The 10,885-nt window shown below is 68.6% G+C and carries 11 protein-coding genes; 6 read left to right on the top strand and 5 right to left on the bottom strand.

Annotation, left to right across the window (positions count from 1 at the left end):
• Nucleotides 1-24: 24 nt before the first annotated feature.
• A complete protein-coding gene (locus HZB86_11335) occupies nt 25-681 on the bottom strand; it encodes an HAD-IA family hydrolase (protein MBI5906115.1) in 657 nt (218 codons plus the stop codon).
• 167 nt (nt 682-848) lie between these two features.
• Between HZB86_11335 and bioB the strand changes: the two genes are divergently transcribed.
• Entirely contained in the window at nt 849-1,793 is a 945-nt protein-coding gene (gene bioB, locus HZB86_11330) for a biotin synthase BioB (protein MBI5906114.1), read from the top strand.
• Nucleotides 1,794-1,808: 15 nt separating this feature from the next.
• On the opposite strand, the gene HZB86_11325 is transcribed toward bioB, so the two are convergent.
• Nucleotides 1,809-2,591 (bottom strand): twin-arginine translocase subunit TatC, encoded by a 783-nt coding sequence (locus HZB86_11325; GenBank protein MBI5906113.1) that lies wholly within the window; start codon nt 2,589-2,591, stop codon nt 1,809-1,811.
• 77 nt (nt 2,592-2,668) lie between these two features.
• Here HZB86_11325 and HZB86_11320 point away from each other — a divergent pair, with 77 nt between their 5' ends.
• A complete protein-coding gene (locus HZB86_11320; GenBank protein MBI5906112.1) occupies nt 2,669-3,331 on the top strand; it encodes a PIG-L family deacetylase in 663 nt (220 codons plus the stop codon).
• 12 nt (nt 3,332-3,343) lie between these two features.
• Here the strand turns inward: HZB86_11320 and HZB86_11315 are convergent, their stop codons facing one another.
• From HZB86_11315 to HZB86_11305, 3 genes are all read right to left on the bottom strand, one after another.
• The gene (locus HZB86_11315) at nt 3,344-3,976 is read right to left on the bottom strand and encodes a DedA family protein (protein ID MBI5906111.1); all 633 of its coding nucleotides are present in this window, start codon (nt 3,974-3,976) and stop codon (nt 3,344-3,346) included.
• A 22-nt stretch (nt 3,977-3,998) separates the two neighbouring features.
• A complete protein-coding gene (locus tag HZB86_11310) occupies nt 3,999-4,355 on the bottom strand; it encodes a hypothetical protein (protein MBI5906110.1) in 357 nt (118 codons plus the stop codon).
• A gap of 76 nt (nt 4,356-4,431) precedes the next feature.
• A complete protein-coding gene (locus HZB86_11305) occupies nt 4,432-5,808 on the bottom strand; it encodes a TldD/PmbA family protein (protein MBI5906109.1) in 1,377 nt (458 codons plus the stop codon).
• A gap of 87 nt (nt 5,809-5,895) precedes the next feature.
• Between HZB86_11305 and HZB86_11300 the strand changes: the two genes are divergently transcribed.
• The 4 genes from HZB86_11300 to HZB86_11285 all read left to right on the top strand — a co-directional run.
• Entirely contained in the window at nt 5,896-7,596 is a 1,701-nt protein-coding gene (locus HZB86_11300) for a tetratricopeptide repeat protein (protein ID MBI5906108.1), read from the top strand.
• Complete coding sequence (locus HZB86_11295; GenBank protein MBI5906107.1) at nt 7,596-8,246, top strand: hypothetical protein; 651 nt, start codon at nt 7,596-7,598, stop codon at nt 8,244-8,246. Before HZB86_11300 ends, HZB86_11295 begins: the two co-directional genes overlap by 1 nt.
• Before the next feature lie 20 nt (nt 8,247-8,266).
• A complete protein-coding gene (locus HZB86_11290; protein MBI5906106.1) occupies nt 8,267-9,898 on the top strand; it encodes a peptide-binding protein in 1,632 nt (543 codons plus the stop codon).
• 14 nt (nt 9,899-9,912) lie between these two features.
• Nucleotides 9,913-10,885 (top strand): ABC transporter permease (locus tag HZB86_11285; GenBank protein ID MBI5906105.1); only part of this gene is annotated, 973 nt, incomplete at its 3' end.

Genomic DNA, 10,885 nt, shown 5'->3' with positions numbered 1-10,885 from the left:
CTGTCCGCCAACGCGCCCCCGATCCTACTCCGCCGGCCGGATCCTGGCGAACAGCTCCGGGAACCGGTCGACGGTGAAATCCGGCGGGTGCTCCGCGAAACCGGACGCCCCGAGCCCGTAGGTCACGCCGCACGTCATCGTTCCCGCGCCCCTCCCGGCGAGGACGTCGTTCTTCGAGTCGCCCACCATCAACGTTTCGCCCGGGGGTGCTCCGGCCTCCGCGAGGATGTGGAGGAGCCCCTGCGGATCCGGCTTCTTCTTAGGGAAGCTGTCGCCCCCGCGGACCTCGAAGAAGTACCCGTCGAGGGAGAGTCCCGAGAGGATCGCCTCCGTCATCGACAGCCCCTTGTTCGTCAGCACCGCCATCCGGTACATCCCCGACCATTTCCGGAGGGCGTCGACCACCCCGGGGTACGGGCGGGTGGTGTCCAGCAGGTGCCTCCGGTAGTAGGAGAGGAAACGGTCGAGCACCTCCGGGAGCAGGCCGGCCTTCTCCGGGGGGAGCGCCCTCCGCAGGAGCGCGACCGCGCCGTCCCCGACGTAGCCGCAGACCGTTGAAAGCGGCAGCGGCGGGACGCCGAACGACTCGAGCGCCACGTTGACGGCGGCGGCCAGGTCCTCCTTCGAATCCACGAGCGTGCCGTCCAGGTCGAACACCAGGAGGCGGGCGGAATACCCCATCCGGCCATTGTAAAGAAATTCGAATGGGGTGGGGAACCGAACTCCCTTCCGGCAGGGCGCCGGTTGACAGCCGGCATCCCGCGCCCTGAGAATGGATTCCTTCGATTTCGACACGGAAGGCGGGGAGATCGTTGGAACCGTTCTGGAACAGGATCCGCTCGGAGGCGATGTCGGGAGAGGGGATCGGGCAGGGAGACGCCCTTGCAGTGCTGTCCCTTCCCGACGCCGCCCTCTGGCGACTGCTGGACGTTTCGGAAGGCGTGCGCCGGAAGTTCAAGGGGGACGGCATCCGCCTCTGCTCGATCGTGAACGCGAAGTCCGGGCTCTGCTCGGAGGATTGCTCCTTCTGCGCCCAGTCCAGCCGCTCCTTTGCGGAGATCCGCAAATACCCGCTGCTGACGGAGGAGGAGATCTTCCGCGCCGCCTCCGATGCGAAGGCCCGCGGCGCCCGGGAGTTCTCGATCGTCGCATCGGGGCTGTCGATGGTGAACCGGGGGGAACTCACCCGCGTCGGGGACGCCGTCTCCCGGATCCGGGCGGAGCTGGGGCTGGAGACGTGCGTGAGCCTCGGCACCTTGAAGGCGGAGGACGTATCGTACCTCCTGTCCCGGGGGCTGCGGTCGGTCCACCACAACCTCGAGACGTCCCGCTCCTTCTTCCCGAACGTCTGCACCACCCACGACTACGAGGAGGACGTCGCGGCGGTCCGCGCCGCGAAGGCGGCCGGCGCGTGGGTCTGCTGCGGCGGCATCTTCGGGCTGGGCGAGTCGCCGGAGGACCGCGTCGAGCTCGCCCTGACCCTCCGGGAGCTCGGGGTCGACTCCATCCCGGTCAATTTCCTGAACCCGGTCCCCGGCACGCCGATGGAGGGGCGGCGGGAGCTCACCCCGACCGGCTGCCTCCGGATCGTCGCCATGCTTCGGCTGACCAATCCCACGCGGGAGATCATCGTCTGCGGCGGTCGGGAGGTGAACCTGCGGGACCTGCAGGCGCTGATGTTCGCGGCGGGGGCGACGGGCACGATGGCCGGGAACTACCTCACCACCGCGGGGCGTCCGGCGGAGGACGACCTGCGGATGCTCCGCGACCTCGGGCTCGCCCTGCGCCCCTGACGTCTCTTCCTCCGCCTACGGCGGCCCGTCGTCCGCCGGCGGAGCCTCGCGCGGGGCGGCGGCCCGGACGACGAGGAAGGAGACGGCGTAGAGCCCGAGGAGCGGCATCACCATCAGCGTCATGTTGTAGATGTCCGGCGTCGGTGTGATGACCGCGGAAACGACCGTGCAGATCAGGATCGCGTACCGCCACCGGTCCCGGAAGAAGTCCGGTTTCAGCACCCCCAGCCTCGCGAGGAAGAACGACGCGAGGGGAGCCTCGAATGCGAGCCCCAGCGCGATCAGCATCCCGCCGCAGAAGTGGATGAACTTCTTCGCCGACAGCAGGGCCTTCACGTCCCGCGTCTCGAACCCCACGAGGAACCCGATCCCGGCCGGCAGCAGGACGTAGTACCCGAGGAGCACCCCGCAGAGGAACAGGGCGGTCGCCAGGACGATCACCGGGACTCCCCACCGGCGCCACGCGGGGACCCGCGGGAGGATGACGCCGCGCCACACCAGGTACCCCGCCAGGGGGAGGGTCAGCATGAACGCGCAGTAGAGCGACAGGGAGGCCAGCGCGATGAACCCCTCCTCCGGCGAGTAGGAGACGAGCTTCCTCCCCAGCAGCCGCACCAGCGCCAGCAGCACGCGCTCGGAGAACAGGAAGCAGAGGACGGCGAGGACGAGGAAGGCGACCGCGCACGCCGCCACCCCCTTGCGCGCCTTCTCCGCCTCGGCGATGATCGCGGTGAACCGGTTCTCCAGGGTTTCGGCTCCCCTTCGGGGGCGCGGAGTCCGCGCGGGATGAAAAGGCATCTTACCGCAGAGACCCGGAGGATGGGAAAGGAGAGGCCGTGCCACGATTCGACGATTCGTTCGTGCCCCGGTCGGCGATGGCGATCTACGCGCACCCCGACGACATCGAGTTCACCGTCGCCGGGACGTTCGTCCTCATAACCAGCGGGAACGCCGGGACGCACGACCGGAAGTTCACGCGAAAGGCGCTTTCGCGGGTGCGGGAGCGGGAGGAGCGGGAGTCCGCCCGGATCCTCGGGGTATCGCGGATCGTGTTCCTGCGAAGGAACGACTGCGAGCTCGTAGCCACCGTGCCCCTGCGGAAGGAACTGGTCCGGCGGATCCGGAAGTTCCGCCCGGAGGTCGTGCTGTGCAACGATCCCCAGGCCCTGTTTTTCGGAGACCGGTACGTGAACCACCCCGACCACCGGGCGGCGGGACAGGCGGCGCTCGAGGCGGTGTTCCCGTGCGCCGAGATGGAGCTTCTGTGGCCGGAGGCCGGGGCGCCCCACAAGGTCCACGCCGTCTACGTGAGCTCCACTCCTTCCCCGAACACCTGGATCGACGTCGCGGAGACGATCGACGCGAAGATCGCGGCGCTGTCCGTCCACCGGAGCCAGCTGGGGGACCGGGACATCTCCCCGAGGATCTACGGGTGGGCGATGGACGAGGCGCGCCGGGCCCCGGTGCGGAAAGGTTCGCGCCGGCCGAAGTACGCGGAATCGTTCCGCGTCATGCGGCTGGTGCGCGAATCGTCGTAACGGGTGCGCCGATCAGCGGCCGGATGATTCCATGACGCGGTGCTTGAGGTGCCGCCGGACGTACCAGACGACCCCGGCGAGCAGGATCGCCCCGATCAGCAGGTCGAACCGGTGGAAGTACACCCGGAGCGTCGGCCAATTCTCCCCCATGACCATCCCCACCCAGGCGAGCCCGAGGCACCACGGGAGCGATCCGGCGAAGGTATAGAGGATGAACCGCTTCATGTCCATCCGGGCGACTCCGGCGGGAAAGGCGATGAAGGTGCGGACGACCGGGAGCAGGCGGGCGAGGAAGACGGTCGCCTCCCCGTGGCGGGAGAACCACCGGTCGGCCAGGTCGAGGTCGTGGCGCGACATCAGGATGTACTTCCCGTACTTCTCGATCAGCGGGCGGCCTCCGTACATCCCGAGGTAGTACGCGGGCACCGATCCGACGACGCACCCGACGGCGCCGGCCAGCCCCACCCCCCAGAGCGTGTGGACCCCCTTGTACACGAGGTACCCCGAGAACGGCATGATCACTTCGGACGGAAGGGGGATGCACGCGGACTCGATCGCCATCAGCAGGACGATGCCGGGAAGCCCCAGCGACGAGATGACGAATATGACGAAGCCCGCGAGGACTTCGAGGAGGCGCGTTACCAAGAGGACGGGGCGGGCGAGGCGGTCAGAGCTTCTTCCCCCCGATGATCCGCACCAGGGCCGCCTTCCGTTCCTTTCCCGCCATCTTGCAGTACACGAGGACGATGTGCCCGGGGGTCAGCGCGGCACGGTTCACCTTCTTCGTCCCGTCGAAATAGGTGGTCTCCTTGTCCAGGAGGATCGATATGTCCCGCTTGGGGAGCGTCTCGTCGGGGAAGGAAGTGTTCTTCAGGGCGAGCGCCCCCTCGGTCACCTTCGCCACGGTCCCCTTGAGGCACTCCGGCGCGGCGGCCGCGTCCGGATTTTCCGCCCCGTGGAGCGGGGCGGACAGCAACAGCGCGAGGAAGACGGTGAGGCAGACGGACAAGCGCCGGATCGTCATGGCATCCCTCCCAGTTCCGTATAAACGGCATTCTATCCGCCCCCGCGGAAAAGGCAAGAAGGAGTGGGCGCGCGCATCACCCCACGGTGATGTAGGGAGGACCGATCGAGAGGGTGGGCTGGGCGTCCCCGACCGGAACCCCCTGCCCGTCCTTGCCGCACGTGCCGATCCCGAACCCCAGGTCCGACCCGACCCGGTCGATCATCGACAGCACCTCCGGGCCGTTCCCCGTGATCGTGGCGCCGCGAACCGGCTCGCCCTGCCGGCCTCCCTCGATCCGGTACCCCTCCGCGACCTCGAACATGAAGTCCCCGGTCACGGTGTTCACCTGCCCGCCCCCCATCTTCAGGACGAGCAGCCCATGGCCGACGCCCGCGAGTACATCTCCCGGGGGGGTCTCCCCCGGCAGGATCAGGGTGTTCGTCATCCGGGGGATCGGCTTGTGCCGGTACGACTCGCGCCGCCCGTTCCCCGTCGGGGATCCCCCCTCCCGCATCGACGACAGGCGGTCGTGCAGGAACCCCTTCAGGATCCCCTTCTCCACGAGCACGGTCCGGCGTCCCGGCGTTCCCTCGTCGTCCATCCCGAACGAACCCCGCTTTCCGGGAAGGGTGGCGTCGTCCGCGATCGACACGAGGGGCGATCCGATCCGCTCCCCCATCCGGTCCTTGTAGACCGACATCCCGCGCAGCGCGAGGTCCGCCTCCAGCCCGTGCCCGATCGCCTCGTGGACCATCGTGCCGCCCGCCTCCGAGGAGAGCACCACGGGCATCCGCCCCCCGGGGAGTTTCGCTGCACGCAGCGCCCGCGTCGCGCGCCCGGCCGCCTTGCGCGCGAGCGTCTCCGGGACGCCGCCGTCGAGGAACTCGAGCCCCCCGGTCCCCCCTGCGGACTCGTACCCCATCGTCAGCCCGGCGCCGTTCCCTGCGACGCACTGCACCGCCAGGACCCCGTAATTCTGCTCCTCCGCCGCGAACACGCCGGGATGCGCGGCGACCTCCACCGTCCGCCTCGATTCCCCGTACGTCGCGCGGACCTGCCGGATCCCGGACGAATATCCCCGGGCCGCCCGGTCGATCTCCCGCACCAGGCCGACTTTCCAGGCGATATCGCGCGAACCGGGAGGGATCCGGACGACGGTCGGGCCCGCCGCCGCCGTGGGAGACCCCGGGACGGAAACGGGCACGCCGCCGGCGTCCGCGTGGCGGGACAGGTCCCCCGCCAGGGAGAGGAGCGCCTCCGCGGAGTGGTCGTTCGTGTAGGCGTAGTAGGTCCTCCCGCGAAAGAGGAGCCGGACGCCGATCCCGGCGTCCGCCCCGGAGACCACCCGTTCGACGCGCCCGTCCTCCAGCAGGACGGACAGGGAGACGACCTCCTCGCGGAACAGCTCGCCGTACTCTCCGCCCCGGGAGAGCAGGGCGGAAAGGATTTCCGGAACGGGCAGTTCGCGCAGCGCGTGGATCCCGGCCAACGGTCCCTCCTCGCAGCTTTCGGGCTTAGTGTATAATAAAAAAGATCGCAATTTTCCTCGGGGGAACGCATGAGAAACCGCGCCGCGATGGGGGCTCTGGCCCTCATTCTTTTTGCCTCCCGCGCCGAAGCGTTCCAACCGTTCGGTTCCGCGGGCGCCGTCCACCTGCGGGCACGCGCCTACGCGAATTTCCTCGCGGGATACCTCGACTACCGGGACGGGAACCTCGATTCCGCGCTGGATTGGTACGGGAAGGCCCTGAAGTATTCCGACGACGAGCCGGACATCCTGTTCGAGATCGCGAACATCCAGGTCAAGAAGGGGCGGCTTCCGGAGGCCCGGGAGACGCTTCGGAAGGCGCTGGCGCAGGACGAGGGGCACACCCGGTCCCGGTACCTCATGGCCGGCATCCTTGCCGCCTCCGGGGACCGCGCGGCGGCGCTCGCCGAATACGAGCGGGTGGTCCGGGAGGATCCGGAGAACGACGAGCCGTACCTCCACATGGCGACGCTCCACGCGGAGGAGGGGCGGTACGACAAGGCCCTGGAGGTCCTGGGGACCCTCATCGGGCGGAACCCGGATTCCCACCTGGGGTACTACTATCGCGGACGGATCCTCGCCTCGCAGAAGAAGTTCGAGGCCGCCCTCGCCGATTACGACAAGGCGCTCGAGGTCGCGCCCGGCTTCGACGCGGCGCTGATCGATTCCGGGGCGGTCCTGGAGATCCTCAACCGGAACGCGGAGGCCGAGGAGCGGTACCAGCGGGCGCTGCACTCCGCCCCGAACAATCCGTTCATCCGCGAGCGGCTCGGCCGCGTGCTCGTCCGGGAGAAGAAGATCGACCAGGCGCTCGGCCAGTACGAGGAGCTGAAAAAATTCTCCTCGAACAGCATCGACGTCCGCGCCAAGCTCGGTCTCCTGTATCTCGACCGCGACCGGTTCGACGACGCGATCAACGAGTTCACCTTCGTCCTGACGGCGGAACCGGAAAACGCGCAGGTCCGCTTCTTCCTCGGGTCGGCGTACGAGGAGAAGGGGGCGGTGCAGGAGGCGGCCGACGCGTTCCGCCGCATACCGGAGAGCGCTCCGGTGTACCGCGACGCGACGGTCCGCCTCGCGATGCTCCTCTCCCGCCAGAAGAGGGCCGACGAGGCGATCGCCGTCTCCCGGAAGCTGCGGGAGAAGTATCCCGAGGATCCCGACCTGATGATCTTCCTCGGCGGTCTGCTGGAGGAGTCGAAACGGTACGAGGAGGCGCTGGCCGTCGTGACGGAGGCGACGGTCAAGGCGCCCAAAAGCCCCGGCGCATGGTTCTCCCACGGGGTGATCAGCGACAAGATGGGGAAATTCGACCAGGTGGTCGCCTCGATGGAAAAGGTGATCCTCCTCGACCCGAAGCACGCCACCGCCCTCAACTACCTCGGGTACACGTTCGCCGACCGGAACATCCGCATTCCCGAGGCGGAGAAGCTGATCCTTCGCGCCCTGGAGGTGCGGCCCGACGACGGCTACTTCCTCGACAGCCTCGCGTGGGTCCGGTACCGGCAGGGGGACTTCCCCCGGGCGGAGGAGGGGCTCCGGAGAGCGCTGCAGCTCGTCCCGGACGACCCCGTGGTCCTCGAGCACCTGGGCGATGTCCTCGCGGCGCGGGGAAAGACCGACGAGGCGGCGGCCCAGTACGAACGGGCGATCGCGAAGGGACACGAAAAGCCGTCGGAGCTGTCCGCGAAGCTCATGGCGCTCCGGAGGCCGGGGGCCGCCGTCAAGTGATGCGTAGGGGCGCGCTGGCGGCCGCCGCGCTGCCGCTCCTGCTGTCCGTCGTTTCGGGGTGCGCGCCTTCCCGCACGATGCTCGCGGACGCCGAGGGGGACCGCGCGGCGGGATTCTTCGCCGGCATGGGCCGGGACGTGACGTACCCCCTGAAGGCGTCCTTCTCCGGGGTCGCCCTGCCGTTTTCGAAGGACGCCGTCCCGTTCGTCGCCGGGGTGAACGCGGCCGGACCGGACGAGGAGACGTTCGGAGTGTACGACCCCCTGGGCCGCGGCGTCGCGTTCCTCGCGAACGACGGCCGGAGGATCGAGATTTCGCGGGGTCCGGCGGCCGACCTCGCGGGTTTCCGCGGCGCGCCGCCGGTCGCGGCGGGCCCCCTGTCCGTTGCGCGGGTCCTCTCCGGCGTCCCGGGATTCCCGGTCGAAGGAGGGGAGACCGCCCGGGAAGGGGACGGCGGATGGTCCATCGCCGACGGACGACAGGCCCTGTACTCCGACCCGGGGCGGAGGTTCCTCGCGCGGGCCGAGTACCGGCTCCCCGGGATGACGGTTTCGGTTTCCTACCCGGGGCGGGAGTCGCCGGGGCCGCCCGACCGGCTCGAGATGGCGTTCCGTTGGGCGAAGATCACCATGCGGAGGGACCCGGAGTGACGGCTGCAGGGCATTGGCGGATGTTCGTCGTGGCGATCTCCGCCTTCGCGCTCCTTTCCGGGTGCGGAGGCGGGAAGCCGGAAGGGGAGGGGAAGGGGGCCGGAAAGACGGCGTCCGGCCCGCCCGAGTACGGGGATGCGATCGTCGAGGGGAGCATCGGAGACGTCAGCGGCTTCCTCACCGCGGTCACGTCGGACGCCTCCTCCCACGAGGCGGCCGGCTACGTCTTCAACGGCCTGGTCCGGTACGACAAGAAGCTTACGCTCGAAGGGGAGCTCGCCGAGTCGTGGGAGGTCTCCCCGGACGGGAAGCGGATCACCTTCCGCCTCCGCAAGGGGGTGCGGTGGCACGACGGCGCCCCGTTCACCTCCGACGACGTGATGTTCACCTACCGGAGGATGATCGACCCGAAGACGCCGACCCCCTACGGCGAGGATTTCCGCCAGGTGAAGCGGGCTTCCGCGCCCGACCCGCACACGTTCGTGGTGGAGTACGGCAAGCCGTTCGCGCCGGCCCTCGCGTCGTGGGGGATGCACATCCTTCCGAAACACCTGTTGGAAAAATACCCCGACATCTCGAAGAGCCCGCTCAACAAGAAGCCGGTCGGGACCGGCCCGTTCCGGTTCGTGGAGTGGAAGACCGGCGAAAAGACGGTCTTCGACGCCAGCCCCGACTACTTCGAGGGGAAGCCGTACATCGCCCGCGTGATCACCCGCGTCATCCCCGACCAGGCGACGATGTTCCTCGAGCTGAAATCCGGCGGGGTGGACGCCATGACGCTCACACCGCCCCAGTACACGCGGCAGACGGAGGCCGAGGAGTTCCGGAAGTCGTTCAACAAGTTCAAATACACCGCGTCGGCGTACACGTACCTCGGATTCCGCCTCTCCCACCCGTTCTTCCGGGACAAGAGGGTGCGGCAGGCGATCGCCCACGCGGCGGACAAGAAGGCGTTGATCGACGGCGTGCTGCTGGGGCTCGGTCAGGAGGCGACGGGGCCGTACAAGCCGGGGACGTGGGCGTACCACGCGGGCGTGAAGAAGTACCCGCACGACCTCGCCCGGGCCCGGGCCCTCCTCGCCGAGGCGGGGTGGAAGGAGGCGGACAAGGACGGCGTCCTGAAAAAGGACGGCCGCCGGTTCGAGTTCACGGTGATCACCAACGCCGGGAACGAGGCGCGGGCGAAGACCGCGGCGATCCTCCAGCAGAACCTCGCGGATGCGGGGATCCGGATGGAGATCCGCACGGTGGAGTGGGCGGCCTTCATCAACGAGTTCATCGACAAGCGCAAATTCGACGCCGTCATCCTGGGCTGGAACATCCCCCCCGACCCCGACCAGTTCGACATCTGGCACTCTTCGAAGACCGGCCCCAAGGAACTGAACCACGTGGGATTCGCCAACCCGGAAGTCGACCGGCTCCTCGACGAGGGGCGGAGCACCTTCGACCTCGAGAAGCGCAAGAAGGCGTATTTCCGGATCCAGGAGATCCTCGCGGAGGAGCAGCCGTACGTGTTCCTCTTCGTCCCCGAGGCGCTCCCCGTCGTCCACAACCGGTTCCACGGGATCGAGCCGGCCCCGGCCGGCATCTCGTACAACTTCATCAAGTGGTACGTCCCGAAGGCGCTCCAGAAGCACACGGTCCAGCCATGAGACGATAGGGACCGATGCTCCGGTACATCCTGCGCCGGCTCCTCCTCTCCGTCCCCCTTCTCGTCGGGATCAGCCTCATCACGTTCCTCGTGATGCACATGGCCCCCGGCGGCCCGACCGCCGCGGGCACCGACATGAACCCGAAGGCGACGGCGGAGTCCCGGGCCAGGCTCCAGGCGTACTACGGGCTGGACCAGCCGCTCCACGTCCAGTACGGGCGGTGGCTCGGCCGGATGGCCACGTTCGATTTCGGCGACAGCTTCTCGCCCGACGGCCGCCCCGTGGCGGACAAGATCCGGGAGCGGATCCCCGTCACGCTGACGATCAACGTCCTCTCGATGGGGCTCATCTTCCTGGTGGCCATCCCCGTGGGGGTCTACTCGGCGGTCCGGAAAGGGTCCCTCTTCGATCGCGTCTCCACGGTGGTCGTGTTCACGGGGTTTTCCACCCCGACGTTCTGGCTCGCCCTGTTGATGATGATCCTCTTCGGAGTGAAACTGGGGTGGCTCCCCATCTCCGGGCTCACTTCGATGGGGTACGAATCCCTGGGAGCGGCCGGGAAGCTCGCCGACCGGGCGCACCACCTGCTCCTCCCGGTGCTGCTGGCCGGATTCGGAGGGGTGGCGGCGATGTCCCGGTACATGCGGTCGAACATGCTGGAGGTGATCCGGCAGGAGTACGTGGCGACCGCGCGCGCGAAAGGGCTCCCGGAGGGGAAGGTCGTCTTCCGCCACGCGGTGCGCAACGCGCTGCTTCCCGTGGTCACCATCCTGGGGCTTTCGGTTCCGGACCTGCTCGGCGGGTCGGTGATCTTCGAGACGATCTTCGCGATCCCCGGGATGGGGCAGCTTTTCTACCAGGGGGTGATGTCGCGCGACTACCCCCTCATCATGGGGATCCTCACCATCGCCGCGTTCCTCACCCTGCTGGGGAACCTGCTGGCGGACGTCGGGTACGCGCTGGCGGACCCGCGGATCCGCCAAGGGT

It is taken from the genome of Deltaproteobacteria bacterium, from assembly GCA_016234845.1.
Lineage (GTDB): Bacteria > Desulfobacterota > Deferrimicrobia > Deferrimicrobiales > Deferrimicrobiaceae > JACRNP01.
This window is presented reverse-complemented; position numbering and strand designations above follow the sequence as displayed.

Coding starts and splice junctions, on each gene's coding strand:
- HZB86_11300 (MBI5906108.1), top strand. CDS start 5,896: ATGAGAAACCGCGCCGCGATGGGGGCTCTGGCCCTCATTCTTTTTGCC.
- HZB86_11310 (MBI5906110.1), bottom strand. CDS start 4,355: ATGACGATCCGGCGCTTGTCCGTCTGCCTCACCGTCTTCCTCGCGCTG.
- HZB86_11295 (MBI5906107.1), top strand. CDS start 7,596: ATGCGTAGGGGCGCGCTGGCGGCCGCCGCGCTGCCGCTCCTGCTGTCC.
- HZB86_11335 (MBI5906115.1), bottom strand. CDS start 681: ATGGGGTATTCCGCCCGCCTCCTGGTGTTCGACCTGGACGGCACGCTC.
- HZB86_11320 (MBI5906112.1), top strand. CDS start 2,669: ATGGCGATCTACGCGCACCCCGACGACATCGAGTTCACCGTCGCCGGG.
- HZB86_11325 (MBI5906113.1), bottom strand. CDS start 2,591: ATGCCTTTTCATCCCGCGCGGACTCCGCGCCCCCGAAGGGGAGCCGAA.
- bioB (MBI5906114.1), top strand. CDS start 849: ATGTCGGGAGAGGGGATCGGGCAGGGAGACGCCCTTGCAGTGCTGTCC.
- HZB86_11290 (MBI5906106.1), top strand. CDS start 8,267: ATGTTCGTCGTGGCGATCTCCGCCTTCGCGCTCCTTTCCGGGTGCGGA.